This is a genomic window from Yinghuangia sp. ASG 101, assembly GCF_021165735.1.
Classification (GTDB): domain Bacteria; phylum Actinomycetota; class Actinomycetes; order Streptomycetales; family Streptomycetaceae; genus Yinghuangia.
In genome coordinates this window covers 6,511,246-6,536,512 of sequence record NZ_CP088911.1, presented here as the reverse complement: position 1 = coordinate 6,536,512, position 25,267 = coordinate 6,511,246, and the positions used below count along the sequence as shown (strand labels likewise).

The following is a 25,267-nucleotide window of genomic DNA, read 5'->3' as shown; positions in this document are numbered from 1 at the left end:
GTACCAGGCCGGTTCGTCTGCCTGCCGGAAATTCGTCGGCTCGCACCGCGGCGCGCCCGTCACGCGGGCCCGGGCCCGGCGGCGGATCGCCGGGCCTCGGGCTCGCACGAGAGGGTTCGCGGGTTTGTGCGCCGCGGTGCGGCCCGGCTCAGATCCCCGTCACCAACCGCGGCCGGCGTAGCGCTCGTTCTCCGGGAGGGTGTCGATGTTGATCCCGACCATGGCCTCGCCGAGCCCGCGCGACACCTTCGCGATGATCTCCGGGTCCTCGAAGTGCAGGGTGGCGTCGACGATGGCCTTGGCGCGCTTGGCCGGGTCGCCCGACTTGAAGATGCCGGACCCGACGAAGACGCCCTCGGCGCCGAGCTGCATCATCATCGCCGCGTCGGCCGGGGTGGCGATGCCGCCCGCGGTGAACATGACCACCGGCAGCTTGCCGAGCCCGGCGACCTCCTTGACCAGCGCGTACGGCGCCTGGAGGTTCTTGGCGGCGACGAACAGCTCGTCCTCGTCGAGGCCCGCGAGCTTCTTGATGTCGCCGAGGATGGTGCGCATGTGGCGGGTGGCCTCGACCACGTTGCCGGTGCCGGCCTCGCCCTTGGAGCGGATCATGGCCGCGCCTTCGGCGATGCGGCGCAGCGCCTCGCCGAGGTTCGTGGCGCCGCAGACGAAGGGGGTCGTGAACTTCCACTTGTTGATGTGGTTGACCTCGTCGGCGGGGGTCAGCACCTCGGACTCGTCGATGTAGTCGACTCCGAGGGCCTGGAGGACCTGGGCCTCGACGAAGTGGCCGATGCGGGCCTTGGCCATGACCGGGATCGACACGGCCTCGATGATGCCGTCGATCATGTCGGGGTCGGACATGCGCGCGACGCCGCCGTCCTTGCGGATGTCGGCCGGGACGCGTTCCAGGGCCATGACCGCGACCGCGCCGGCGTCCTCGGCGATCCTGGCCTGCTCCGGCGTGACCACGTCCATGATCACGCCGCCCTTGAGCTGCTCGGCCATGCCGCGCTTGACCAGGTCGGTGCCGGTCTTGGGGGCGTTGCCGGACGGCTCGGGGCTTGCGGGGGTGGTGGACACGCTTGACCTCACACGGCGGAGACGACGTTGCCTTTCCATCGTACGAGTGAACGGGCCTACCGTTTCGCGCCACTTTCGGGGTGAAAAACCGGACCACTTCGTCGCGTGGACGCCTGGGCTTCACCGCGCGTTCGGATATCCGTGCGACAACCGACCCACCGGCCGCGCGGGGCCGCGGCGCGGTTCACGTCGCCGCGGCGCCGCCCGGCAGCAGTGTCGGCGGTTCCTCGTCGTCCATCTCGAACGTCACGGGGTACGGCGCGTGGCCCGCGAGCCGCAGGTAGCGCACGAGCCGGTGCCGGCGCACCGCGCGGGCCGACCGGACGGCGTCGTTGTGGAAGCGCCGGGCCATGGGCACGCGGCGCACCGCGGTCCGCAGCTCGCCGATGAACTCCTCGCCGCCGGGCCGGGAGCGCAGGTCCTCGACCTGTTCGGGCTCCTCGAAGACGATCCGCAGCGCGCGGGTCAGTTCGCTCTCCGCTATCTCGCGGTCCTCCTCGGGGGCGCCGCGGGCGTCGTGGGCGGCCCCCGCGAGGACCAGCGAGCTGGCCGGGTCGAGCAGCCCGGAGGTGGCGATCTCCAGCGCGGTGGAGGCGCGGCGCACCAACTGCGCGTCGAGCGCCGCCCGGGTGGAGTCGACCCGGGCGTGCAGGCGGTCCAGGCGCCCGGCGGTCCAGCTCAGGTAGATGCCGATCGCCACCGCGGCGAGGGCGAACCACACGAAGGCAGGCATCGGTCAGCCTCTCGGACCGGGCCGGGTTCCGGCTCCGGCGATGACGGTTTCGTAGACACCGAGGATGTCGGCACCGACGGCGGCCCAGTCGTAGCGACGCACGTGGCGGCGCCCGATGTCGCGGAGCCGGGCGCGGCGCGCGGGGTCGCGCAGGAGCGCGGTGGCGGCGTCGGCGAGCGCGCCGGCGTCCTCGACCGGGAACAGTTCGCCGGCCCGGCCGCCGTCGAGTACCTGCCGGAACGCGTCCAGGTCGCTCGCGAGGACGGGGGCGCCGGCCGACATGGCCTCGACGAGGATGATGCCGAAGCTCTCGCCGCCGGTGTTGGGAGCGAGGTAGAGGTCGACGCTGCGCAGCAGGCGGGCCTTGTCCTGGTCGCTGACCATGCCGAGGAAGGTGACCTGGTCGCGCAGGCCGTCCGGCAGGTCCTCGGCGGCTTCCTCGGCGTCGCCGCGGCCGGCGACCAGCAGGCGGACCCCGGGGAACGCCTCGGCGATGCGCGGGAAGGCGGCCATGAGCACGGGCAGCCCTTTGCGGGGCTCGTCGATGCGCCCGATGAAGCCGAGTGTGGGGGCCTCGTCGGTGCCTTGCCACGCGGATTCCGCGTCGGCGTCGGCGAAATACGCGACCTCGACGCCGTTGGGGATGACGACCGCGTCGCCGCCGAGGTGTTCCACGAGCGTGCGGCGCGCGTACTCGCTGACGGCGATGCGCGCGCTGATCTTCTCCAGCGCGGGCTGCAGGATCGGGTACGCCGCGATCATCGCCCGCGAGCGGGGGTTGGACGTGTGGAACGTGGCCACCACCGGCCCGGACGCCGACCAGCAGGCGAGCAGCGACAGGCTGGGGGTCGCGGGCTCGTGGATGTGCAGGACGTCGAAGTCGCCGTCGTGGATCCAGCGGCGTACCCGTGCGGCGGACAGGAAGCCGAAGTTGAGCCGGGCGACGGAGCCGTTGTAGCGAACCGGGACGGCGCGCCCGGCACCGACGACGTAGGGCGGCAGCGGGGTGTCGTCGTCGGCCGGGGCGAGGACGGAGACGTCGTGGTCGCGGGCGGTGAGCCAGTTGGCGAGGTCGCGCACGTGGTACTGCACGCCGCCCGGCACGTCCCAGGAGTAGGGGCAGACGATGCCGATCCTCACGCGGCGCTCCCGGAGCCGGTGCCGCCCGTGCCGGGCCCGGATGCGGGGTCGTCCGGGGCGGGGGCCGGGTCGTCCGGGGCGGCGTCCGGCGCGTCCGGGGGCGAGGCCGGGGCGTCGGGGGCGCGGCCCTCGATGCGTGCGCGGCGTTCGGCGTCCAGGTCGGACAGCCACAGCCGCTGCAGCATGTGCCAGTCCTGCGGGCTCTCGCGGATCCCGGCGGCGAAGGCGTCCGCGACACTCTGCGTCATGGCCGCTATGCGGGTCTTCCGGTCGCCTTCCTCGGGGGGCCGGACGACCGGGTGCAGGGTCGCGTGGATGCCGACCTTCCGGTACGCGATCGTCACCGGGATCAGCGCGGCGCCGGTCTGGAGCGACAGCGCCGCGGGCCCGGCGGGCATGCGCGTCTGCTCGCCGAAGAAGTCCACCGGGACGCCGTTGCGCGTCAGGTCGCGGTCGGCGAGGAGGCAGATGAGCCGTCCGTCGCGCAGGCGCCGGGCGAGCGTCCCGAAGGTGTTGCCGTCACCGCCGGTGAGCGGCAGGACCTCCATGCCGAGTGATTCGCGGTAGGCGACGAACCGGGTGTACAGCGACTCGGGTTTCAGCCGCTCGGCGACCGTGGTGAAGGGGTAGCCACGCGCGGTGATCGCGGCTCCGGCGAGGTCCCAGTTGCCCATGTGCGGCAGCGCGAGAATGACGCCCTTGCCGCGTGCCGAGGCCTCTTCGAGCCGTTCCAGGTGGGCGATGGACATGCGGGCGACGACGGTCTTCTCGTCCCAGACCGGCAGCCGGAACGCCTCCTGGAAGTAGCGCAGGTACGACCGCATCCCGGCGCGCGACGCGGCCCGGATCTCCCGGTCGCCGGCGTCCGGCAGGACCCGGCGGAGGTTCGCCTCCAGTTGCGTGACACCGCCGCCGCGCCGGTACCACACGACGTCGGCGGCGGCGGTGAACGCCCCGCGCGTGACCTTCTCCGGCAGCCGCTTGACGAGCGACCAGCCCAGGCCGAACCCCGCGTCGACCAGGCGCTGCCTCACGCCGCGCCACCGCCCTCCGGGGCCGCTCCCGGCCGGGTCATCTCCAGGCCGTCCGCCTCCCGCCGGACCGCGAGCATGCGCTGGAAGACGGTGACGAAGCTGCCGACCGCGATCGCCCAGAGGGCGACCTCCTGGATGTACGGGACACCGAGGCCGGAGAAGCCGGTCGCGACGAGCACCCCGACGAGGCGTTCGGCGCGTTCGACCAGGCCGGACACGTCGCATTTGAGGCCGAGGCTCTCGGCGCGGGCCTTGGTGTACGACACGACCTGGCCGGAGGCGAGGCAGAACACGCACAGCACGGAGAGCCGCAGGTTGTCGCCGTCCCCGGCGAACCACACGGCGAGCGCGCCGAAGATCGCGGCGTCGGCGACGCGGTCCAGCGTCGAGTCGAGGAACGCGCCCCACTTGGTCGACCGGCCGATCTGCCGGGCCATGTTGCCGTCGACCAGGTCGGAGAAGATGAACGCGGTGATCACCAGCGTGCCGACGAAGAAGTGCCCGAACGGGAAGAACACCAGCGCGCCGGCGACGACACCGAGCGTCCCGATGAGCGTGACGGTGTCGGGGCTGACCCCTTTGCGGATGAGGAAGCTCGCGAACGGGTTGAGCACGCGGGTGAAGAACGCGCGTGCGTATTTGTTGAGCATCGCCTTCCCGAAGGATCGCCTGGGGACCGCCTGGAACGCGGGCACCGCGGATCCTCTGAGACCCCCGCCGCACCCGCCCGGTCCCGCCATCGTACTGACGCGGCCGGACCCCGATGCCCGCACGTGGGCCCGGCCTCCGCGGTGGTCGGGCGCGCGCCGCGGGCGGAGACTTGAAGCGGAGCGCCGCACGGCCTTGTGCGCGCCCCGCTTTGGGCGGAAAGCTGCCCGTGAGGAACCGGATGTGCGGACCATATAGGCCGACTCCCGACCTTCCCGCACCTCCACGACGGATCAGGAGGTGGGCGCGTTGGCGGACAGATCTGGTGGACCGAACGGGGCCGCGGGCACGGGCCCTGCCGTGGACGGCCCCGACAGGGTGCGCAATGTCGTGCTCGTCGGCCATACGGGCGCCGGGAAGACGACGCTCGTGGAGTCCCTGCTCGTGGCGACCGGCACCATCGGCCGTCCCGGCCGCGTCGAGGACGGGACCACGGTGTCCGATTTCGAGGACATCGAGCACCGGCAGCACCGCTCGGTGTCGCTGTCGGTCGCCCCGGTCGCGTTCGACGGCGTCAAGATCAACCTGCTGGACACCCCCGGGTACGCGGACTTCGTCGGCGACCTGCGGGCCGGGCTCCGCGCGGCCGACGCGGCGCTTTTCGTCGTCTCCGCGGCGGACGGCGTCGACGGCTCGACGCGCATGCTGTGGGACGAGTGCGCGGCGGTCGGCATGCCCCGCGCGATCGTGGTCACCAAGCTCGATTCGGCCCGCGCCGACTTCGACGAGGTCACCGCGGTGTGCCAGGAGGCCTTCGGTGACGGCGACTCCGACCGCGTGCTGCCCCTGTATCTGCCGCTGCACGACGGCGACGGCTCGGTGGCGGGGCTGCTGGGGCTGCTCACGCAGCGGGTGTTCGACTACTCGTCCGGCGCCCGCGTGGTCCGCGACCCCGAGGCGGAGCACCTTCCGCTGATCCAGGAGGCCCGCAACCGCCTTATCGAGGCCGTCATCGCGGAGAGCGAGGACGAGACCCTGATGGACCGCTACCTCGGCGGCGAGGAGGTGGACGTCGACACGCTCGTGGCCGACCTGGAGGTGGCCGTCGCGCGCGGGTCCTTCCACCCGATCCTGGCGTCGTCGACGGTCAACGGGCTCGGCTCGACGGAGCTGCTGGAGGGGATCGTCCGCGCGTGCCCGCCGCCGACCGAGCACGAGGTGCCGCCGGTCACGACGGTCGCGGGCAGGCCGCGCGAGCCGCTGGCCTGCGATCCCGAGGGCCCGCTGGTCGCGGAGGTGGTCAAGACGACGTCGGATCCGTACGTCGGCCGGATCAGCCTCGTCCGGGTCTTCTCCGGGACGCTGCGCCCGGACACCGCCGTCCACGTGTCCGGGCACGGGCTGGCCGACCGGGGGCACGAGGACCACGACGTCGACGAGAAGGTCGGCGCGCTGTCGTCGCCGCTCGGCAAGGCCCAGCGGCAGCTGAACCGCGGCATCGCGGGCGACGTGGTGGCGGTCGCCAAGCTGACCCGCGCGGAGACCGGCGACACGCTGTCCGATCCGGACGCGCCGCTGCTGATGCGGCCGTGGGTGATGCCCGATCCGCTGCTGCCCGTCGCCATCGAGGCGCACAGCAAGGCCGACGAGGACAAACTGTCGCAGGGCCTGTCCCGCCTGGTCGCCGAGGACCCCACGCTGCGCCTCGAACACAACCCGGACACACGGCAGTTGGTGCTGTGGTGCATGGGCGAGGCGCATGTCGACGTGCTCCTCGACCGGCTGCGGTCGCGCTACGGCGTCGCGGTCGACGCGGTCCCGCACAAGGTGTCGCTGTTGGAGACCTTCGCGGGCAAGGCGTCGGGGCGCGGGCGGCACGTCAAGCAGTCCGGCGGGCACGGCCAGTTCGCGGTGTGCGAGATCGAGGTCGAGCCGATGCCGAACGGCGGAGGGTTCGAGTTCGTCGACAAGGTGTTCGGCGGTGCCGTCCCCCGGCAGTTCATCCCGTCCGTCGAGAAGGGCGTGCGCGCGCAGATGGCCCGCGGCGTCGCGGCCGGGCACCCGGTGGTGGACCTGCGGGTGACGCTCGTGGACGGCAAGGCCCACTCGGTGGACTCGTCCGACATGGCGTTCCAGATGGCCGGGGCGCTGGCGCTGCGCGAGGCGGCGGCCGACTGCGCGGTGCACCTCCTCGAACCCGTGTCGGAGGTCGGCGTCATCGTGTCCGACGACTACGTCGGCGGCGTGATGAGCGACCTGTCGTCACGCCGGGGGCGCGTGGTCGGCACCGAGCCCGTGGGCACCGGACGCACCCTGATCCGCGCCGAGGTCCCCGAGATCGAGATCAGCCGGTACGCGATCGACCTGCGCTCGATCTCCCACGGCACCGGCACGTTCAGCCGCGCCTATGTGCGCCACGAACCCATGCCGCCGAACCTGGCCGCGAAGGTCAAGGCCGAGACGGCGCACTGACCCGCCGCGGGGACCCGGCCGGGGAACGCCGCGCCGTGGCGTTCCCCGATGACCCGCGCGCTGGTGCCCGTTCGACGCGGGCGTGCGGGCGCGTCACGCGGGCGCCGCCGGGGCTTCGGCGGGGGCCGGGGCCGGGGGCTCCGCCGGAACGGCGGCCTCCTCCAGGAGGCCCGACACGGTGGTGAACTCGAAGCCTTTCGCCCGCAACCCGCTGATCATCTCGGGCAGGCCGCGCAGCGCGACCAGGCGGTCCTGCGCCCCGGTGTCGTGGGCCAGGAGAATCGTGCCCGGCAGCACCGCGTCGACGATGTAGGTGACCAGGCCGGAGGGGTTGGCCACATACTCCGACTCGACCATTTGCAGCGACCACAGCGTGATGTCGTAGCCGAGGTCGGCCGCGGCGAGGAGCGTCGTGCCGCCGAGATGGCCGTACGGCGGCCGGAGGTGGCGGGGTTCGCGCCCGGTGACCTGCTCGATCATGTCGTGTGCTTTGGCGATCGCGTCGTACGCCTCGGCCTGGTCCATCGTGGCCATGTTCTTGTGCGCCCACGTGTGGTTCGCGTACTCGTGCCGTCCCGTCCGGCCCCGCAGGATCCGCGCGTTGTCGCGTATGCGCTCCCCGACGGTGAAGAACGTGGCCGGCACGTCGGCCTTCTCCAGGGTGTCGAGCACCATCGGCGTCCAGTCGGGCATCGGCCCGTCGTCGAACGTCAGGGCGATGAGCTTCTTCTCGGTGTCGACGTTCCAGTTGACGTCCACGTGGCCGTGCCGGGGCGGGGTGTGCCGGTCGGGGTGGGTGGCCGGTCCGTGCCGGGGCTGGCCGCCGTCGTCGGCGAGCAGCGTGTGCTCCGCGGTCGCCGCCGCCGCCGCGCCTATGGCCGCACCCGCCCCGGCGAGGGACAGGTTGCGCAGGAGAGCGCGGCGTGAAGAAGTCATCGCGTCAACCTCGGGTCGGCGGGCGCCGTCACCGCGGCGGGAGGCGCGTCGTTGCAGCGTAGCGGTGATCTCGTTTGGCGGCGGCGGTGGGTCGGCGGTCATACTGGCCGACGGTCACACGTTTACGGCGCCTTTCGGGCGGACGGTCCGGGCCGGGAGGAGAGCGCGTGCGTCTCGGATTGCGGCGGCCCCGCCGGCTTGCCGCGGTCGGTCTCGCGGCGGTCGTGTGCCTCCTTTGCGTCCTGGGCGTCGTCGCGTGGAGCGGCGCCTCCGAGCCGTCCCGGCCCGGCACCCGGCCGCTGCTGCTCGGCGGCATAGCCCCCGACCCCGCGGCTCCCGGCGGCATCCTGGAGCGGCCCACCGACGCCGGGCCGCGCGTACCGACCGCGGACGAGCAGGCGTGGCTCGCGGTCGGCAGCGTCCCCGGCGCGACCGAGACCCAACGCGACATGGCCCGGCAGGCGCTGCTCGACCTCAGGCTGCTGACCCTGCCGAACGGCGACGTCGCCGCCGCGTGGCACGGCATCTGGAAGTACGTCTGGCCGCGCGACGCCGCGTGGGCCGCCGCCGCGTACGCCGCGACGGGCCACGGCGACGACGCCGCCCGCGTGCTGCGGCGCCTCGCCGCGCTGCGGAGCCCGGACGGCACGTGGGAGGCCCGCTACCGGCTCGACGGCACCCCCGTCGACGACGGCCGTGCCGCGCAACTCGACGCGAACGGCTGGTTTCCCTGGGCCACGTGGTTCTGGTACGAACACCAGCGCCCGGACGACCCCGCGGCACGCGACCACCTCGCCGCGCTGTGGCCCGCGGTCCGCGAGGCCGCCGACCACGCGGCGGCGTCCCTCGGCGACGACGGCCTGCCGCGGCGCTCGGCCGACTACTGGGAGACGCGGACCGACCAGCAGACCCTCGGCACCGCGGCCCCTCTGCTCACGGGGCTGCGGGCCGCCGCCGACCTCGGCCGCCGTGTCGGTGCCGGCGAGGACGCCGCCCGGTGGTCGGCCGCCGCCACGCGGCTCGCGGACGCCGTCGACACCCGCTTCGGCGCCCACGGCTACCCGCGCACGCCGTCCGCGAAGGGCGGCGCCGACGCCGCGGTGACCTGGCTCGGTCCGCCGTTCGCGGCCGGCGACCCCGACGTCGACGCCGCGGTGCGCCGCTCGGCGGCCGACCTCACCCTCCCCAACGGAGGCATCCTGCCGGGCGCGAAGTGGGGCGGCGACCTCACCGCCGCGTGGACGCCCGAGACCGCCGGCTTCGCGCTGTACGAGGCGGCGTCCGGCGACCACGCCGCGGCGACGGCCCGACTCGACTGGCTCGCCGCGCACCGCACCGCGGCCGGTTCGCTGCCCGAGAAGGTCGACGCGCGCGGCCTGCCCGCGTCCGTCGCCCCGCTGGCGTGGACCGCCGCGGCCGTCCTCCTGGCACTGGGCGCGCAGGAGACCGCGCTTCCGACACCACCGCCCTGAACCCCCGGGCCCGGCCCCCGCGTTGGGCGGTGCCGTCAGCCCGCCTGCGCCCCCGGCCGCCGCTCCGGCGACATCGCGCACGCCGGCGTCCCGCCGGGAAGTCTGTAGCGGTTGTCGGCGATCAGCCGGTACACCCAGGCGGCGATCACGTCGACCGGCGGGATCTGCAGCACCGCGCCGGGCACGCTCCACACCCCGCGCCGGTACGCGAGCAGCTTCGCGAACGCCTTCGCGCCGCCGTGGACCTCACCGGTCGGCGTGACCAGCAGGACTTCGTGCATCGCCCGCTCGCGGGTCACGCCGAGTTCGTCGAGGTCGGCGAACTGCCATGCGGTGATCTCGACATCGGGGTCGATCCGGCGCTCGACCAGCTCGACCGACTTCGTACAGAACCCGCAGTCCCCGTCGAACACCAGCACCGGGCGCGTCGTCACCGTTCCTCCAAGTCGTGTGCCGCCGCCCCTCGGACGTCAGTCCGTCGGCCAGGCGTCGGCGATCATCGCCCGCGTCTCCGCGAGCAGCTGCGGCAGGATGCGAGTGTGCCCGATCACCGGCATGAAGTTGGTGTCGCCGCCCCAGCGCGGCACCAGGTGCTGGTGCAGGTGCGCGGCGATCCCCGCACCGGCGACCTGGCCCTGGTTCATCCCGATGTTGAAGCCGTGCGCGCCGGACGCCTTGCGCAGCGCGGTCATGGCCCGCTTGGTGAAGTCGGCCAGCTCGGCCGTCTCGGCGTCGTCCAGCTCGGTGTAGTCGGCGACGTGCCGGTACGGGACGACCATGAGGTGCCCGCCGTTGTAGGGGTACAGATTGAGCACCGCGTACACGCTGTCCCCCCGGCGCACGACCAGACCGGTCTCGTCGTCCACCTTGGGGATCTCGCAGAACGGGCAGCCGTCGTCGGCGGTGGGGCCGGTGGGCTTGCCCTCACCTTTGATGTACGCCATCCGGTGCGGAGTCCACAGTCGCTGGAACGCGTCCGGCTCCCCCACACCGTTTTGCAGCTCCGGGTCGCTCGTCATGCCAGGAATCCTATGACCAGACCGGAGCATCGCCGCCGGTCGGGGGCGACGGCCCGCCATCGCCCGTACCCCCCGCGGTCCTCGTCCCGCGACGCCCCGGACACGCGCGAGGCCGGGCACCGTGACGGCGCCCGGCCCCTGCCGCCGAAACCTTCGGGTCAGACCTGCACGCGCTCCTCGACCGCCTTGACGATCTCGGCGACCGCGTCGTCGACCGGCACGCCGTTCTTCTGCTCGCCGCTGCGGTAGCGGAACGACACGGCCCCGGCCGCGACGTCGTCGTCTCCCGCGAGGAGCATGTACGGCACCTTGTTCTTCTGCGCGTTGCGGATCTTCTTCTGCATGCGGTCGTCCGCGGTGTCGATCTCGACGCGGATGCCCTTCGCCCGCAGCTTGGCCGCCACGTCCCGGAGGTACGGGATGTGCGCGTCGGTGATCGGGATCCCGACCACCTGCACCGGCGCGAGCCACGCCGGGAACGCCCCCGCGTAGTGCTCCAGCAGTACCGCGAAGAACCGCTCGATCGAACCGAACAGCGCCCGGTGGATCATGACCGGCCGGTCGCGGTGGCCGTCCGAGCCCTGGTACTCCATGTCGAACAGCTGCGGCATCTGGAAGTCGACCTGGATCGTCGACATCTGCCAGGTGCGGCCGATGGCGTCCTTCGCCTGCACCGAGATCTTCGGCCCGTAGAACGCCGCGCCGGCCGGGTCGAGGACCAGGTCGAGGTTCTGCTTCTGCGCGGCGGCGCGCAGCAGCTCGGTGGCCTCCTCCCAGTCCTCGTCGGACCCGACGAACTTCTCCGGGTCCTTGGTCGACAGCTCCAGGTAGAAGTCGTCGAGGCCGTAGTCGCGCAGCAGGTTCAGCACGAAGGTGAGCAGCGAGTCGAGCTCGCCGGGCATCTGCTCCTTGGTGCAGTAGATGTGCGCGTCGTCCTGCGTGAAGCCGCGCGCCCGGGTGAGGCCGTGCACGACACCGGACTTCTCGTAGCGGTAGACGGTGCCGAACTCGAAGAGCCGCAGCGGCAGTTCACGGTACGAACGACCGCGCGCCCGGTAGATCAGGTTGTGCATCGGGCAGTTCATCGGCTTGAGGTAGTAGTCGACGCCCTCGTCGAGCTGCATGGGCGGGTACATGCCGTCGGCGTACCAGTCCAGGTGCCCGGAGATCTCGAACAGCTTCCCCTTGGTCGCGTGCGGGGTGTAGACGAACTCGTAGCCGGCCTCCTCGTGGCGGCGGCGCGAGTAGTCCTCCATGACGCGGCGGATGATGCCGCCCTTGGGGTGGAACACCGCGAGCCCCGACCCGATCTCCTCGGGGATCGAGAACAAATCCAGCTCGTTGCCGAGCTTGCGGTGGTCGCGCTTCTCGGCCTCCGCGAGGAAGGTCAGGTGCTCCTTGAGGGCGTCCCGGCTCGGCCACGCGGTGCCGTAGATGCGCTGGAGCTGCTTGTTCTTCTCACTGCCGCGCCAGTACGCCGCCGCGGAGCGCATCAGCTTGAACGCCGGGATGTTCCGGGTGGTCGGCAGGTGCGGGCCCCGGCACAGGTCCTTCCAGCACAGCTCGCCGGTCTTGGCGTCGAGGTTGTCGTAAATGGTCAGCTCGCCGCCGCCCACCTCGACATCCGCGCCGTCCGCGGCCTCCGCGGCGTCCGGCCCCTTGAGGCCGATCAGCTCCAACTTGTAGGGCTCGTCCGCCAGTTCGACACGGGCGTCGTCGTCCGCGACCACGCGCCGCGAGAACCGCTGGCCCTGCTTGACGATCTCCTGCATCTTCTTCTCGATGCGCTTGAGGTCGTCGGGCTGGAACGGGGTCTCCACGTCGAAGTCGTAGTAGAACCCGTCGCGGATCGGCGGGCCGATGCCGAGCTTCGCCTCGGGGAACAACTCCTGGACCGCCTGCGCCATCACGTGCGCGGCGGAGTGCCGCAGGATGTCGAGGCCGTCCTCGGAGTCCATCGGGACGGGTTCGACCTCGTCGCCGTCCGCGACGACGTACGCCAGGTCCTTGAGCTGACCGCCCACCCGTGCGGCGACGACCGACCGGTCACCGTCGAAGAGTTCGCCGGCGGTCGTGCCCGTGGCCACCAAGCGCTCTTCCCGGTCCGGGTCGCGTTTGATGATCACTCGGGCGTCGGACACAGCTTTCTCCTGACGTGTGGTGCGGATAGTGGTGGCTCCGATGCTATCGGGGCGCGCGAACGCCTCGCGCCTCGGTTTCCCGGCGCTCCTCCCGCACCGCGAAGCCGTCCGCCGCCCCTCCTCGGCACCCGCGCGACGCGGTGCCCCGGACGCCGCCGACGAGGCGCGAAACGACGCGGCCCCCCGCGATGCGTGGTCGGCGCGCCCCGGGTTCTCCCACGTCGACGCGGTCGCGACCGATTGACGGCTTTCGCCGGAGGTAAGCGACGCCTCTTACCCTTGCGGTCTGATAAATATCCGTCCCGGGGCTCCCGCGTTCACCCGGACGGGTGAGAATGGGGGCCGTGAAGCATCGGACGGACCACCAGACCGCGCCGCTGCGGTCCGGCGTCCGGGTGCTGGCCGTGGCGTTGCTGATGCTGGGCGCGCTGATCGGCGGGGCGTTCCCGTCCCACGCCGAGTCGCCGTCCGCGCCTCCTCCGACCTTCGTCTTCGGCGTCGACGGGCCGGTCGCGTGCCCGTACCACGCCAGCAGCCCGCAGGACGCCCAAGGCGGGCCCGGCGGCGGCTGCGCGGCCGAGGCCAACGTCAAGGCCCCGTCGACCGTCCCGCCCGTACCGCCGGTTCTGACGACGCCGGTCGGGTCGTTCGTCCCACCCTGGCTGGTCGACCCGGACGGCACCGGACCGGCGCTCGCGGCAGCCGCGAGCGCCGTCGGAACCAATCTCTGCGGCCTCTGCGTCAGCCGGACCTGAGCGAGCCCCCGACACGCCTCCCACGCCGCGCGTGGCCTGTGGCGTGTCCGCTCCCCGACGACCTTTCGCCCGCACACTTTCTCCCCGGAGGGGATTCATGGGGCCGCAACCAGGCTCGAAAAAGCAGAACAAGGCCGCCCGGAACGCGAAGATGGCGGCTGCCCGCCAACGCGTCGCCGAGCAGCGTGAGCGCGAGGCGCGGGCCGCGCGCCGCCGGTCGATCATCATCGGCTCGGCCGCGGCCGTCGTCGCGCTCGGCGTGATCGGCGGGCTCGTCGCCGTCGTGCTGTCCGACGACGGCGGACCGAGCGGGGGCGACCTGACCGCGGAGGTCACCGTGGCGCCCAACCTCGCCAGCCCGATCACCGGCGTCACCGGCTACACCGCGTCGCGCGACCACGAGCCGAACAAGAACATCATCTACCAGCAGGTTCCGCCGGTCGGCGGCCAGCACGACCCCGTGTGGCAGAACTGCGGGATCTACAACTCCGCGATACCGAACAAGCACGCCGTCCACTCGCTGGAGCACGGCGCCGTGTGGATCACCTACAGCCCGAGCCTGCCCGCCGACCAGGTGGAGAAGCTGAAGGCGAAGGCGAACCAGGACTTCATGCTGCTCAGCCCGTACGACGGCATGGAGACGCCGATCACGGTCACCTCGTGGGGCTTCCAGCTCAGGGCCGACAACGCGGACGACGCGAGGATCGACCAGTTCATCACGACGTACCGCAACAACAAGGACACGACGCCCGAGTACGGCGCGGCCTGCACCGGCGGGGTGGGTGACCCCGCGTGATGCGACGCCACAAGACGGTCGCGCTCGTCGCGGCCGTCGTCTTCGGCACGGCCGGCCTGGCCGCGTGCTCGTCCGACGACGACAAAGGCAGCGCCGCACCGGCCCCCACGGCACCGGTGACGACACCGGGCCTCCCGAAGGCCGAGGTGCCCGACCCGCCGTCCGACACCTCGGTGGACGCGGGCTTCGCCCGTGACATGAAGGTCCACCACCAGCAGGCCGTCGAGATGGCGTTCATCGTCCGCGACGCCACGGACAACGAGCAGATCCGCAAGTTCGCGTACGACATCGCGACGACGCAGTTGAACCAGATCGGTCAGATGATGGGCTGGCTCGACCTGTGGGGGCTCACGCAGACGACCACGACCCCGCCGATGCAGTGGATGTCGCCCGAGGGCATGTCCGCGATGTCGGGCCACACCATGGGCCCCGGGGAGGCCATGCCGACGCCGGGCCCCGATGACCCGCTGATGCCGGGCATGGCCACCAAGGCCCAGTTGGACGAACTGCGGTCCCTCACGGGCGTCCAGGCCGAGGTCAAGTTCCTGCAACTGATGATCACGCACCACCTGGCCGGCGTGCAGATGGCCCAGGACGCCCTGAACCACGGCCAGACCGAGGTCGTGAAGGCGCTGGCCAAGGGCATGGTCAACGCGCAGACCTCGGAGGTCTCGCTGATGCAGGCGTTCCTCGCGGAACGCGGCGCCTGACCGCACCCACAACAGGCCGGAGGGCCGGGACGCACCGCCGTCCCGGCCCTCCGCCCGTCAGCCCGCCTCCTCCGCCGAGACCAACGCCGCCTCGCGACCCCGCTTCCGGCGCTGCCGCAGGGACCGGATCATCCGCCGCGGTATGCCGACGAACAACGGCACGGACGCTCCCAGCGCCATCCCGCAGGCCGCGACCACGAGCGGGCTGTCGTGCACGAACTCACCCGCGAGAGCCCCCAGCGTGAGGGCGTACGACACCGATATCCCCGCACCGACCAGCGTCGCGGCCCGGAACTGCCGGGGCGGATAACCGACGCGGCCCGCGAGGATGTTCACCGCGGTACGCCCGCCGGGCAGAAACCGCGCCACGACCAGCGCCGCCATGCCGCCGCGGTTGAGCGCCCGCTCCGCCAACCCGAACGCCTTCTGCCGCCGCGGCCCCAGCGTCACGTCCCCGCTCCGCCGCAACCCGGCCCGACCGACCGCGTACGCACACTGGTCGCCGACGAAGGCCCCCAGCACCGCGAGCACCAGCACCGACGCGAGATAGCCGAAACTGCCGCGCCCCACCGCCGAGGCGGCCATCACCAACTCGTCCCCGGGAATCACCGGCACCACCGAGTCGGCACACACGGTCAACGGCAGAACAAGCCACAACCAGGGAGAAAACAGCAGCCCTGTCCCCGCCGCGGTCACCAAACACCCCAGGCCCACCGGCCACAGTCGATCATCACCAGATCATCGCGCGCCCCCAAAACCCCGCCCCCAGCGGGTCCCCCCACCCCACCAGCGACACACCCCAGCCCCCACAAACACCACCACACCCACACCCCCCACCGCACAAGCGGGCACCACACAACCCGGAGCCGTGCACCCCAAACCGCACCCGCGAGGACCACAGGCACCAAGGGAAGCACCACACAAGCGGAGGACAGCGACACACCCCAAACCACCGCGCAAGCGGGGGGGGCGCGGGTGGCGCAGCCCCCAACCACCGCGCAAGCGGGGGGGCGCGGGTGGCGCAGCCCCCGCACCGCGCGGCGAAGCCGCGCAAAAAACAACGAAGGCGACCCCGCCTGCGCTTTCCGCAGGCATGGGTCGCCTATCGCCTTCGTGGGCGATACTGGGATCGAACCAGTGACCCCTTCGGTGTGAACGAAGTGCTCTCCCGCTGAGCTAATCGCCCCGATGCGTGAAGAACCTTACCGCATGCGGGAGTGTCCTCGTGCCGCTCAGGACGGCAGGGCGAACCCGTACTTCCACAGGTAGAGACCCGCCGCGATGGCGATCAGGACGCAGCCGACGATCAGGATGATCACGTTGCGGCGCCGCGTCTTGGGGTCGAGGGCGCGTTGGGCCGCCTTCGCGGCCTGGTCCTTCGTCCACAGCAGCGTGCGCTGCGCCCAGACGAACTCGGTGCCGAGGATCGCGAGGCCGAGCAGCAGCGCGGGGATGCCCGGGCCCGGCAGCACCATCATCGCGAGGCCGGCCACGATGATCGCGAAGCCGACGACGGCGATGCCGATCTGCCACGTCAGGTGGAGTGTCCGGGACCGCTTGACGAAGTGGGGCGCCCGGGAGGAGTGCCCCCGCGGCGGCGGACCCGACGGCGCCGCGGTGGCGGGCTCGGCCTCAGGCTCCGCGACGGGCTGCGCCGTAGCGGTCTTCGCGGCCTCCTGCGCGCCGCCGGCGCCTCCTGCGGCCCCCGTGTCCATCGTGGCTACCCCTCTCGTGTGCCGTACCGCGCGTGCCCGGCGCCGGGCCGCCGGGTCGCGACCGCACAACGCTACAAGGGAGGTGGCGGGCGCACACGTCCCCACCGCACGTCGGTTTCACTCTCCAGGGTTACAGAAGATTCGCCCCGCCGCCGGGAAACCGCCGCCGGATCCGCGCCAGGGCCCGGCCGCGGCCCGGGCGGATGGCCCGTCGGCCGATTGCCGGGCGTGTACGAGCACGCACGGGACCGCCACCGCGCTCCACCGAACGGCGGTGTCGCGGGACCCCGTCCAGGGGGCAGGCTGGACCCACGCGCGTTGCCCCGCCCAGTTGCGCACGGCGAATGGGCTCGCGTGCCCTTTGGCGCGTTTCCCGAAGCGTCGCTCTTAAGGAGTACCCAGAGCCGCGTATATCGGGCAACGACGTTTACGAACGGCGCGTAGGTGGGATGTTGCGAACGCCGAGTGCGAATCCCCGAGCGCACACTGAGCGAAAGGCCATGGCGCTTATGAACACCACGGTCAGCTGCGAGCTGCACCTGCGCCTCGTCGTCTCCGCCGAGTCTTCGCTTCCCGTCCCCGCGGGACTGCGCTACGACTCGTCGGACCCCTACGCGGTGCATGCCACTTTCCACACCGGCGCGGATGAGACGGTCGACTGGGTGTTCGCCCGCGACCTCCTCGCCGAGGGGCTGCGCCAGCCCTCCGGTACCGGTGATGTCCGGGTGTGGCCGTCCCGAAGCCACGGTCAGGGCATCGTCTGCATCGCGCTGAGCTCCCCGGAGGGCGAAGCGCTTCTCGAGGCCCCCGCGCGGGCTCTCGAATCGTTCCTCAAGCGCACCAACGCCGCGGTCGCGCCCGGTGCCGAACACCGGTACTTCGATCTCGACCGCGAGCTGTCGCAGATCCTCGCCGAGAGCTGACCGCTCGCTCCCACCGCCGGTGAGCTGCACAGAGCCGGCCGGACCTCCCACTCGGGGAAGAGGGTCCGGCCGGCTCCGGCGTTTCCGGGGGGCTGGCGGGCGGGCGATTTTGCCGTCGTTTCCGATCCCGTTCGTGGCCATTAATGCTACTAACGTGATCGTTTGAGTCCGGCCGCACGGGGGATTGCCGGAAACTTCCGGGTTATTCGCGCATACATATCCGGGAGCCCGCATCACCGCGGGAGGACGATTCACCGGTGCGATTCCCGGGAAGAATCAGGTGCTCCCTCGGGAACCCATAAACCCGGGGGCGAGCCGACGGGACGACGCGCCTGTCACCCGCCGAAAACGTCCGGCGCCGCATAGCCCCGGCTCAGATTCCCCGCCGCTTGAGGATCTCTTCGATCTCGGCGAACTCCCCGCCCAAACCGGAGTCCCCGCGCCTGGACCGCGACTGCTTCGCGGGCTTGGCCTTCGCGGGCCGGGCGGCACCGGGCTCGGTGGGTGAGGGCAGCGGACGGCCGGACGCTCCGGGCAGCGACGGGGGCGCCTCGGCGGCGGCCCCGGCACGCCGGGCGTTGACGGCGCGGACGAGCAGCAGCATCGAGATCGCCACCGCGAGCACCGCGACACCGGCCCAGGCGCGGACGCCGAAGGCCAGGTCGGTCGCCCAGTCCGTGAGCGCGCTGCCCACGCGCCGGGCGAGGGTGGCGAGCCCGGTGAGGTAGAGCCCGATCGGGATGAGTGCGAGACCGGCCCAGCGGGTGGCGCGGAGGTAGCTGCCCTGCTGCGCGGAACGAAGCGCGAGAACGCCGCCGAGCCCGGTCAGCGCGGCGCACATCGCGCCTGTGACAATGCTTGCGTCGGACATTTCGCCCTGCTCCTTCGTGGTCGACCCCCTCCATAGTGCCCGGCTCGCGGTGTTGTGGCGTCGTTCGCGGGCACGAAGCGGTATCCGGGACGTGCGGAGGACGCGCGTGGGGCTGGGAGAATCGCCGGATGACCGCTTCCGTACCGCCGCACCTGGATTTCTGGTGTGACCTGCAATGTCCCGACTGCCGTGCGGCCTTGGCCGACGTGGCCGCGCTACGCGGCCGGTTCGGCCCCGAACTCGTCGTGGAACTGAGGCACTTCCCGCTGGAGAAGCACAAGAACGCACACCTCGCCGGGCAGGCGGCGGAGGAGGCACGGGCGCAGGGTTCGCTGTGGCCCTTCGTCGAGGCCGTCCTGGCGCGCACCGACGAGCTGGCCGCGGCGAAGGGCGCCGCGGTGGAGGGGTTCCTCGTCGAGGCGGCCCGCTCGGTCGGTCTCGACGCCGACGAGGTGGAGCTGGCGCTCATCGACGGGCGCCACATTCTGCAGGTCGACGCCGATGACATCGAGGGGTCGGCGATCGGGGTCAAGGTGACGCCGACGTACGGGGTCGGGGGCAAACTGCTGGACGGCCGCCGGGACCGGACGGGGCTGCGGGCGCGGGTCGAGGCGCTGCTCGCGGGCTGACGCACGGACTTCGGTGGGCGGCCACGCGTCGCCGCGGCCGGTCGGGGCGACCGGTCGCGGAGGGGCAATGCCGGTGCGGGGCAAGCCGGTTCAGAGGATCGCCTTGCCGAGGTGGCGCGACTGCGTGCGGTAGCCGAGGCCGACGGCGGTGTGGCGCGCGGCCCGGGCCGGGCCGACGAGTTCGACGCCGAGTTCGCCGAGCCCGGCACCGTACGCGAAGTGTTCGGCGGTGCGGAGGAGGAACGTGCCGTGGCCGTGGCCGCGCCAGGCCTCAGGCACCCAGAACGCGCGGACCTCGGCCCGGCCGGGGACCGTCGACGCCATGTCCCACCACACCAGGCCGGCGGGGTGTCCGTCCGGGGCGCGGAGGACGTGCGCGACGCGGTCGCCGCCGGACAGCCGGGCGGCGGCGCGCGCCTCGGCGTGCCGCGGCGACCAGCCCGCTCCGGTGAGGATGTCGACGTAGTGCCGGCGCGCGCCGTCGCGCCACGTGTCGTGTTCGGCCGGCGACATCTCGGAGACCGTGAAGCCCGGCGGTGGTTCGGGCGGTGTGCGGACGGCGTCGGCGCCGCCCCGGACGCGGGCGAGGAGGTAGTGGCTGTCGAAGACGTAGCCCAGCGACATCGCGAGGCGCAGGACCGGCAGGTTGCCCTCGGGGACTTCGACCGCGACGCGGCCACAGCCGCGCCGACGCAGGATCTCCTCGGCGGCGAGCAGGGCGACGCAGCCGTGGCCGCGGCGGCGCCGGGAGGCGATGACCTCGACGTGGTCGATCCAGCCGGTGGTGTCGCCCCAGCGTCCGGTGTCGGCCAGGTGCAGGCGGCCGATGGGGCGGCCGTTGGCGCAAATCGCGTACCAGTCCCCGGTGTCGGCGTGGACCTGGCCGGTCGATGGTGCGGGCCGCAGTGTCGTGGTCACTCGGCGCTGCCCTCCCTACTCCCCCGCTTCGTGCGCCTTCGTGCTTACGCGTTCGGTGTTTCCGTACGGTTCGTGCGGTTGGTGCGTTGTGTTCCGTGTTCCGTGCGCTTCATGTGTTCCGTGTGTTCTGTGTGCTCGTGCCGTCGAGGTGGTGCTGCCCGCCCCGGACCGGGGTCAACCCGGGCGGCGATACGGCGTACGCCACGTGATCGTCTTCGCCGTGCGGACCGTTCACGGGTCGATGTCGGCGCCGGACCGGGTCGCGAAGGCCTCCGCCGCGGCCCGGGTGAGCGGGCCGGGGGCGGGCAACTCGCGGGCGTCGACGCGGTGTACGGGCTGCACGTCGCGAAGTGACGAGGTGAGGAAGACCTCGTCGGCCTCCCCGAGGGCCGCGAACGGCAGGTCGGCTTCCTCGGCACCGGTCCATTCCAGGACGAGGGCGCGGGTGATGCCCGCGAGGCAGCCGGATTCCGTTCGCGGGGTGAGGAGTCGGCCGCCGATGCCGACGAACACGTTGGATCCGGTGCCTTCGCACAGCAGTCCGGCGGTGTTGGCGAAGAGCGCCTCGGACGCGCCCTGCCGGGTGGCGCGGGCGATCATGACGACGTTGTCGGCGTAACTCGTCGTCTTCAGGCCCGTCGTCGGGGCGTTCTCGTTGCGGGTCCACGGGACGGTGACGACGGCGGTGGTCGGCGGACGCGTCGCCGCGGCCCCCAGCGCCACGACGAGTGTCGCGGGCGCGGCACCGCGGTCGGAGCCGAGCGGGGCGACGCCGCCGGTGTAGGTGACCCGCAGGCGTCCGACCCCGTCGAGCGGGTTGGCGCCGAGCACTTCGGCGCAGGCCTCGCGGACCAGGCCGAGGTCGGGGTCGGGCAGGCCGAGGCCGCGCGCGGAGCGGGTGAGGCGGGCCAAGTGGCGGGTGAGGGCGAAGGCTTGCCCGCCGACCGCCTTCATGGTCTCGAACACGCCGTCGCCGACGGTGAATCCGTGGTCGAGTACGGAGACGGAGGCGTCCTCTTCGTGGACGAGTCCACCGCCGGTGCTGTCGCCGAGCCAAATCTTCACGGGTGCCCCACGTCCTTGCTCTCGTTGTCCACGGTCGTGCCGTGCGGTGTTCGGCCGCCCCGGTCGGGCGGAGCGTCGCCCGCCGCGACGGCCAGCAGGCGGGCCGCCTTGAGTTCGGTCTCGTCCCATTCGCGCCCGGGGTCGGAACCGTACGTGATGCCGGCTCCCGTGCCGAAACACAGGCGGCCCTCGGCGTCGAGGAAGAAGCTGCGTATGCCGACGGCGAGTTCGCCCTCGCGACGGTCGGCGTCGACCCAGCCGACCGCACCGCAGTAGGGGCCGCGCGGGACCGGTTCGAGGGCGCGGATGATGCGCAGCGCGCTGGATTTGGGGGCGCCGCTGACGGATCCGGGCGGGAAGGTCGCGGCGAGCAGTTCGGGCCACCCGGCACCGCCGGCGAGGCGTCCGTCGACGAGCGAGACGAGGTGGACGAGCCCGGGGTGTTTCTCGACGACGCACAGGTCGGGGACGGTGACGGTGCCGACGCGGCAGGTGCGGCCCAGGTCGTTGCGGACCAGGTCGACGATCATCACGTTCTCGGCGTAGTCCTTGGGCAGCAGGTCGGACTCGGTGCGGCCGGTGCCCTTGATGGGGCCGGACTCCACGTGCGCGCCGCGCCGCCGCAGATACAGCTCGGGGGATGCGCTGGCGATGTGCACGCCGTGGTCCGGCAGGCGTATGACGCCGCCGTGTGGAGCCGGGTTGCCGCGGGCGAGGCGTGCCGCGAGGCCGGTGATGTCGGCGCGGTGCGGATCGGGAAGTGTCGCGCTGAGCATGCGGCAGAGGTTGACCTGGTAGACCTCGCCGGCGGCGATGTGCTCGCGGATGCGGCGTACGCCGTCGCGGTAGGCGTCGCCGTCCAGGGAACCGGTCCACGCGTCGCGCGCCGGGCCGTGCCAGGGGGCCGGGGGCAGCGGGGCCTCGCGGACGTCGTCGAACCGGGCGCACACGACGCGGCCCTCGAAGTCGGCGGCCACCGCCCAGAATCCGCGCGATTCGAGCGCGGCGGGGTCGTCGGTGACGTCACGCAGTCCGGTCGCGAGTCGGCCACCGAAGAAGGCGAGGGCGGGTGGCGTGTTCCTGTTCACGAATCCTGGGGGGGTGTCGGCTCCGGATCCCCGTCGGGTCTCCGGGTCACCGCCGCATCGGGCCGGGCCGGCCCGGTGTCGGTCGCGGTGGAGGGCCCATTGTAAGGACCCGCGTCGGGACCCGGTCGGGGATGTTCCCGGACACACGGTGCCGCGAGGCCGCGTGCCGCCGCATCCCGGGCAGGGCGGCGGTTCCCGCCGGGCTCGGGGCACGGCATGATGCGGTGTCAGTAGGCGCGGGAACGCCTCGTCCCCCCGCCGATGTTCGCAAACCGAAGGGTTCCATCCGTGCTCTGTCCCGCCTGCGGCACCTGGTCCACCCAGGCCGACCGCTGCTCGCACTGCGGTGCCGCGCTGGCCGCGCCGCCGCCGGCGCCCGTTCCCGCGGGCGGCTCGGTACCTCGGCCCCCGGTGGCGCCGGCGCCCGCCTACGGTCAGCCGGTTCCGGGACAGGGCCCGTACGCGCAGAACCCGTACGCGGCGGCGCATCCCTACGCTCCGCCCCAGCAGCCGATGCCGGGGCAGATGCCGCCTCCGGGGTCGGCGGCGCCGGGGCAGTACGGTGCGGCGTACGGCCCCTACCCCGCGCAGGCGCCGTACGGAACGCAGCCGGCACCGGGCTTCCCGGGTGCCGGGGCGTACCCGGGCGGGCCGGGTGTCGCGGGCCACGGCTGGCGGCCACCGCAGCCGTTCCAGCCGCTGCGCGGACTGGCGACGTCGCTGTACGTGCTCCTCGGGGTCTCCGCCGTAGGCGCGGCCGTGAGCGTCGTCGCGTACATCATGCGGGCCCTGCTGCTGAGCGATCTGATCGACGACCCGGACTCGGTGAGCGGCGGCGACGCCGACAACGCCGACAACTTCGTGACGGCGGCGGCGGGCTTCACCGGTGTCGTGCTGCTGGCGACCGTGGTGGTCTTCTGCGTCTGGTTCCACCGCGCGCGGTCCAACGTCGACCTGTTCGGTCCGTCGCGGCAGCGGCTCGCGAAGGGCTGGGCGATCGGTGGCTGGTTCTGCCCGGTCGTGTGGTGGTGGTTCCCGAAGCTGATCGCCCACGACATCTGGAAGGCGAGCGACCCGCAGGCGGCGGAGCGCGGCGGAGCGACGCCGGGCCGCAAGCCGTTGTTGTGGGTGTGGTGGGTGTTGTTCGTGCTGGCGCTGTGGTCGCCGGTGGCGACGGCGTTCCTGTACCCGGCGGAGGACGACATCGTCGCCGAGGACGCCAAGGACCTGCGGCTCGCGGACTACGTGTCGAGCGGTACGCAGGTGATCCTGGTGTTCGCCGCGATCGCCGCGGTGTTGGTGGTGCGGCGCATCACGGCGTTCCAACATGCCCGGGAGGCGCAGGCGTTCGCGGCGCTGGGCGGGCCGCAGGGGGCGCCGGGCGCACCGATGTGGAGCGGTGCTCCGATGCCCGGGGCCGTGGCCGGCCCGGGTGTGCCGGCCGCGGCGCAGCCCGCTCCGGCGCCTGCCGCGCCCGCCCCCGCTGCTGCTCCCGTCTCGAGCGCCGCGCCCGCCGGGCCGCCTCCGATGCCCACCGTGGCACCGACCGTGCCGCCGCCCGCGCAGTCCTCCGCCGCACCGGCCGAGGCCGCGGCGCAACCCGAGGCGACGGCGCAGCTCGCGGCGCAGGCGCCGCCGGTTGCCGCGCCGCCGGTGGAGGACGACGCCGTCCCGGCTCCGGCTGCCGCGCGGGGAACGGACGGCGTCGAACGGGCGAGCGAGAGCGTGGCCGAGCCGCCGCGTGTGCCGCTCGCGAAAGCGGAGCCCGAGCCCCGTCCCCCGGCGCCCGCGGCCGAGCCGTGGGCCGAGGGGACCACGACGGTGACCCCCGCGGTTGCCGACGAGGCCCCCGCGGCGGGTGAGCCGGTGGCGGACGAGGTTCCGCCCGCGAGTTCTCCGACCGGGGCAACCGAAGTAGTGTCGGCGCTCCCCGCCGACGCCGCGCCCGTCGTCGGGCCGCAGGCGGCTGACGAGGCACACGCGGCAGACGAGGCCGGAGCGTCCGGCGGGGCCGAGGCGGGTACGACGGTCCTTCCGGCGGTCTCGCCGGTCTCCGGTGACGGCGGCGACGGGACAGCCGATGCCGCGCCGTCCGTGGACCGGACCGAGTCGGCGGAGCGGACGGAGGACGGGCCGGTACCGGCTCCTCGGGCCGAGGCCGGAACGGTGGTCCTCCCCGTCGGCGGCGAGGACTCGGTGCCGAACGAGCGCGGGGGCGACACCCCGCGCCCGTAGCCGGAAACGTCGTACGGCCGTGTGTTCGCGTCCCCACAGCCCGACCGGGTTGTGGGGACGCGGCACGTCCGCCGCCGGGAACGCACGCCGCGGTCCGCGTGCGGGACATTTCACCCGCGAGTCGATTCGCCGAGAAACAGAATTTGTCCTGGCCAGGGTTTCCGCTAAAGTTCTTCACGTCGCCGGGACGCGGAAACGTGGACCGGAAGGCACGCGGACGTGGCTCAGTTGGTAGAGCATCACCTTGCCAAGGTGAGGGTCGCGAGTTCGAATCTCGTCGTCCGCTCGACAGCAAGCGGGGTCGGTTCCGGTTCGTCCGGCACCGGTCCCCGTGTCTGGTGGAGTGGCCGAGAGGCGAGGCAACGGCCTGCAAAGCCGTCTACACGGGTTCAAATCCCGTCTCCACCTCGATGAAGTGATCTCCGGTCCGCCGGAGAGACCTTCCCCGCGCGATTAGCTCAGCGGGAGAGCACCACACTGACACTGTGGGGGTCACTGGTTCAATCCCAGTATCGCGCACGAAGACGAAGGCGATCTGTGTCCGCAGAGAGCGCGGGCCGGGCGCCTTCGTCGGTTATGGAACGGTTTCGGTGCCCCTTGGGGCGGTGGGACCGGGTGTGACGCAAGTAGTAGCATCAGTGCGGATCATGGATCCGTCCCGCGCGATTAGCTCAGCGGGAGAGCACCACACTGACACTGTGGGGGTCACTGGTTCAATCCCAGTATCGCGCACGAAGACGATGGGCGACCCATGCCTGCGGACAGCGCAGGCCGGGTCGCCTTCGTTGTTTTGCGCGGCTTCGCCGCGCGGTGCGGGGGCTTCGCCACCCGCGCCCCCGGCTGGCGCGTTGGTGGGAGTGGGGGCGCTCGGAGAGGCCACGATT

General features: G+C 72.6%; 23 protein-coding genes and 5 tRNA genes. 12 read left to right on the top strand and 16 right to left on the bottom strand.

Annotation, left to right across the window (positions count from 1 at the left end; translation table 11 throughout):
* Positions 1-159: 159 nt before the first annotated feature.
* The 5 genes from pdxS to pgsA form a co-directional block, all read right to left on the bottom strand.
* Positions 160-1,083, bottom strand: a complete 924-nt coding sequence (gene pdxS, locus LO772_RS28065) for a pyridoxal 5'-phosphate synthase lyase subunit PdxS (protein ID WP_269453105.1) — start codon at positions 1,081-1,083, stop codon at positions 160-162.
* A 184-nt stretch (positions 1,084-1,267) separates the two neighbouring features.
* Positions 1,268-1,816, bottom strand: coding sequence for a hypothetical protein (locus LO772_RS28060; RefSeq protein WP_231774810.1), 549 nt, complete (start codon positions 1,814-1,816; stop codon positions 1,268-1,270).
* 3 nt (positions 1,817-1,819) lie between these two features.
* The gene (locus tag LO772_RS28055) at positions 1,820-2,956 is read right to left on the bottom strand and encodes a glycosyltransferase family 4 protein (RefSeq protein WP_231774809.1); all 1,137 of its coding nucleotides are present in this window, start codon (positions 2,954-2,956) and stop codon (positions 1,820-1,822) included.
* A complete protein-coding gene (locus LO772_RS28050; protein ID WP_231774808.1) occupies positions 2,953-3,990 on the bottom strand; it encodes a phosphatidylinositol mannoside acyltransferase in 1,038 nt (345 codons plus the stop codon). Before LO772_RS28050 ends, LO772_RS28055 begins: the two co-directional genes overlap by 4 nt.
* Complete coding sequence (gene pgsA, locus LO772_RS28045) at positions 3,987-4,640, bottom strand: phosphatidylinositol phosphate synthase (RefSeq protein WP_231779755.1); 654 nt, start codon at positions 4,638-4,640, stop codon at positions 3,987-3,989. The genes LO772_RS28050 and pgsA overlap by 4 nt, the downstream gene beginning before the upstream one ends.
* A gap of 307 nt (positions 4,641-4,947) precedes the next feature.
* On the opposite strand from pgsA, the gene LO772_RS28040 reads away from it, so the two are divergent.
* A complete protein-coding gene (locus tag LO772_RS28040) occupies positions 4,948-7,110 on the top strand; it encodes an elongation factor G-like protein EF-G2 (protein WP_443089330.1) in 2,163 nt (720 codons plus the stop codon).
* 93 nt (positions 7,111-7,203) lie between these two features.
* On the opposite strand, the gene LO772_RS28035 is transcribed toward LO772_RS28040, so the two are convergent.
* A complete protein-coding gene (locus tag LO772_RS28035) occupies positions 7,204-8,046 on the bottom strand; it encodes a polysaccharide deacetylase family protein (protein ID WP_231774806.1) in 843 nt (280 codons plus the stop codon).
* A 167-nt stretch (positions 8,047-8,213) separates the two neighbouring features.
* Here LO772_RS28035 and LO772_RS28030 point away from each other — a divergent pair, with 167 nt between their 5' ends.
* A complete protein-coding gene (locus tag LO772_RS28030; protein ID WP_231774805.1) occupies positions 8,214-9,518 on the top strand; it encodes a hypothetical protein in 1,305 nt (434 codons plus the stop codon).
* A 35-nt stretch (positions 9,519-9,553) separates the two neighbouring features.
* On the opposite strand, the gene LO772_RS28025 is transcribed toward LO772_RS28030, so the two are convergent.
* The 3 genes from LO772_RS28025 to thrS all read right to left on the bottom strand — a co-directional run bounded on the left by LO772_RS28025 (position 9,554) and on the right by thrS (position 12,678).
* A complete protein-coding gene (locus LO772_RS28025) occupies positions 9,554-9,952 on the bottom strand; it encodes a thiol-disulfide oxidoreductase DCC family protein (RefSeq protein WP_231774804.1) in 399 nt (132 codons plus the stop codon).
* A gap of 36 nt (positions 9,953-9,988) precedes the next feature.
* Positions 9,989-10,537, bottom strand: coding sequence for an HIT family protein (locus LO772_RS28020; RefSeq protein WP_269453104.1), 549 nt, complete (start codon positions 10,535-10,537; stop codon positions 9,989-9,991).
* Between the two features lie 158 nt (positions 10,538-10,695).
* On the bottom strand, positions 10,696-12,678 hold the full coding sequence (gene thrS, locus LO772_RS28015; protein WP_231774803.1) for a threonine--tRNA ligase: 1,983 nt from the start codon (positions 12,676-12,678) through the stop codon (positions 10,696-10,698).
* Positions 12,679-13,022: 344 nt separating this feature from the next.
* On the opposite strand from thrS, the gene LO772_RS28010 reads away from it, so the two are divergent.
* From LO772_RS28010 to LO772_RS28000, 3 genes are all read left to right on the top strand, one after another.
* Positions 13,023-13,433, top strand: a complete 411-nt coding sequence (locus tag LO772_RS28010) for a hypothetical protein (RefSeq protein ID WP_231774802.1) — start codon at positions 13,023-13,025, stop codon at positions 13,431-13,433.
* A gap of 97 nt (positions 13,434-13,530) precedes the next feature.
* The gene (locus LO772_RS28005) at positions 13,531-14,229 is read left to right on the top strand and encodes a DUF3105 domain-containing protein (RefSeq protein ID WP_231774801.1); all 699 of its coding nucleotides are present in this window, start codon (positions 13,531-13,533) and stop codon (positions 14,227-14,229) included.
* Entirely contained in the window at positions 14,229-14,939 is a 711-nt protein-coding gene (locus LO772_RS28000; protein WP_231779753.1) for a DUF305 domain-containing protein, read from the top strand. The genes LO772_RS28005 and LO772_RS28000 overlap by 1 nt, the downstream gene beginning before the upstream one ends.
* A gap of 57 nt (positions 14,940-14,996) precedes the next feature.
* Here the strand turns inward: LO772_RS28000 and LO772_RS27995 are convergent, their stop codons facing one another.
* The 3 genes from LO772_RS27995 to LO772_RS27985 form a co-directional block, all read right to left on the bottom strand.
* Entirely contained in the window at positions 14,997-15,596 is a 600-nt protein-coding gene (locus LO772_RS27995; protein WP_231774800.1) for a DedA family protein, read from the bottom strand.
* Between the two features lie 457 nt (positions 15,597-16,053).
* A tRNA-Val gene (locus LO772_RS27990) sits at positions 16,054-16,125 on the bottom strand.
* 46 nt (positions 16,126-16,171) lie between these two features.
* The gene (locus LO772_RS27985) at positions 16,172-16,654 is read right to left on the bottom strand and encodes a TIGR02611 family protein (protein WP_231774799.1); all 483 of its coding nucleotides are present in this window, start codon (positions 16,652-16,654) and stop codon (positions 16,172-16,174) included.
* A 509-nt stretch (positions 16,655-17,163) separates the two neighbouring features.
* Here LO772_RS27985 and LO772_RS27980 point away from each other — a divergent pair.
* A complete protein-coding gene (locus tag LO772_RS27980) occupies positions 17,164-17,577 on the top strand; it encodes an SsgA family sporulation/cell division regulator (RefSeq protein ID WP_231779752.1) in 414 nt (137 codons plus the stop codon).
* Positions 17,578-17,950: 373 nt separating this feature from the next.
* Here the strand turns inward: LO772_RS27980 and LO772_RS27975 are convergent, their stop codons facing one another.
* A complete protein-coding gene (locus LO772_RS27975; RefSeq protein WP_231774798.1) occupies positions 17,951-18,448 on the bottom strand; it encodes a hypothetical protein in 498 nt (165 codons plus the stop codon).
* 128 nt (positions 18,449-18,576) lie between these two features.
* On the opposite strand from LO772_RS27975, the gene LO772_RS27970 reads away from it, so the two are divergent.
* Positions 18,577-19,077, top strand: coding sequence for a DsbA family protein (locus LO772_RS27970; RefSeq protein WP_231774797.1), 501 nt, complete (start codon positions 18,577-18,579; stop codon positions 19,075-19,077).
* Positions 19,078-19,167: 90 nt separating this feature from the next.
* Here LO772_RS27970 and LO772_RS27965 read toward each other — a convergent pair whose 3' ends face one another.
* From LO772_RS27965 to LO772_RS27955, 3 genes are all read right to left on the bottom strand, one after another.
* Positions 19,168-19,995, bottom strand: coding sequence for a GNAT family N-acetyltransferase (locus tag LO772_RS27965; RefSeq protein WP_231774796.1), 828 nt, complete (start codon positions 19,993-19,995; stop codon positions 19,168-19,170).
* Between the two features lie 231 nt (positions 19,996-20,226).
* Entirely contained in the window at positions 20,227-21,060 is an 834-nt protein-coding gene (locus LO772_RS27960) for an aminotransferase class IV (RefSeq protein WP_231774795.1), read from the bottom strand.
* A complete protein-coding gene (locus tag LO772_RS27955) occupies positions 21,057-22,148 on the bottom strand; it encodes a chorismate-binding protein (RefSeq protein ID WP_231774794.1) in 1,092 nt (363 codons plus the stop codon). The genes LO772_RS27960 and LO772_RS27955 overlap by 4 nt, the downstream gene beginning before the upstream one ends.
* 288 nt (positions 22,149-22,436) lie before the next feature.
* Between LO772_RS27955 and LO772_RS27950 the strand changes: the two genes are divergently transcribed.
* The 5 genes from LO772_RS27950 (at position 22,437) to LO772_RS27930 (ending at position 25,115) form a co-directional block, all read left to right on the top strand.
* Positions 22,437-24,383, top strand: coding sequence for a DUF4328 domain-containing protein (locus tag LO772_RS27950; RefSeq protein ID WP_231774793.1), 1,947 nt, complete (start codon positions 22,437-22,439; stop codon positions 24,381-24,383).
* A gap of 213 nt (positions 24,384-24,596) precedes the next feature.
* Positions 24,597-24,669: transfer RNA gene (locus LO772_RS27945), tRNA-Gly, on the top strand.
* A 51-nt stretch (positions 24,670-24,720) separates the two neighbouring features.
* Positions 24,721-24,791: transfer RNA gene (locus tag LO772_RS27940), tRNA-Cys, on the top strand.
* Between the two features lie 39 nt (positions 24,792-24,830).
* Positions 24,831-24,902: transfer RNA gene (locus LO772_RS27935), tRNA-Val, on the top strand.
* 141 nt (positions 24,903-25,043) lie between these two features.
* Positions 25,044-25,115, top strand: a tRNA-Val gene (locus LO772_RS27930).
* The last annotated feature ends 152 nt before the right edge of the window (positions 25,116-25,267 follow it).

Excerpts from the sequence above, each read along its gene's own strand:
- LO772_RS27970 (WP_231774797.1), top strand. The coding sequence starts at position 18,577 with ATGACCGCTTCCGTACCGCCGCACCTGGATTTCTGGTGTGACCTGCAA.
- LO772_RS27975 (WP_231774798.1), bottom strand. The coding sequence starts at position 18,448 with ATGTCCGACGCAAGCATTGTCACAGGCGCGATGTGCGCCGCGCTGACC.
- LO772_RS28000 (WP_231779753.1), top strand. The coding sequence starts at position 14,229 with ATGCGACGCCACAAGACGGTCGCGCTCGTCGCGGCCGTCGTCTTCGGC.
- pgsA (WP_231779755.1), bottom strand. The coding sequence starts at position 4,640 with ATGCTCAACAAATACGCACGCGCGTTCTTCACCCGCGTGCTCAACCCG.
- LO772_RS28020 (WP_269453104.1), bottom strand. The coding sequence starts at position 10,537 with ATGACGAGCGACCCGGAGCTGCAAAACGGTGTGGGGGAGCCGGACGCG.
- LO772_RS27985 (WP_231774799.1), bottom strand. The coding sequence starts at position 16,654 with ATGGACACGGGGGCCGCAGGAGGCGCCGGCGGCGCGCAGGAGGCCGCG.
- LO772_RS28005 (WP_231774801.1), top strand. The coding sequence starts at position 13,531 with ATGGGGCCGCAACCAGGCTCGAAAAAGCAGAACAAGGCCGCCCGGAAC.
- LO772_RS28060 (WP_231774810.1), bottom strand. The coding sequence starts at position 1,816 with ATGCCTGCCTTCGTGTGGTTCGCCCTCGCCGCGGTGGCGATCGGCATC.
- LO772_RS28035 (WP_231774806.1), bottom strand. The coding sequence starts at position 8,046 with ATGACTTCTTCACGCCGCGCTCTCCTGCGCAACCTGTCCCTCGCCGGG.
- LO772_RS27980 (WP_231779752.1), top strand. The coding sequence starts at position 17,164 with ATGAACACCACGGTCAGCTGCGAGCTGCACCTGCGCCTCGTCGTCTCC.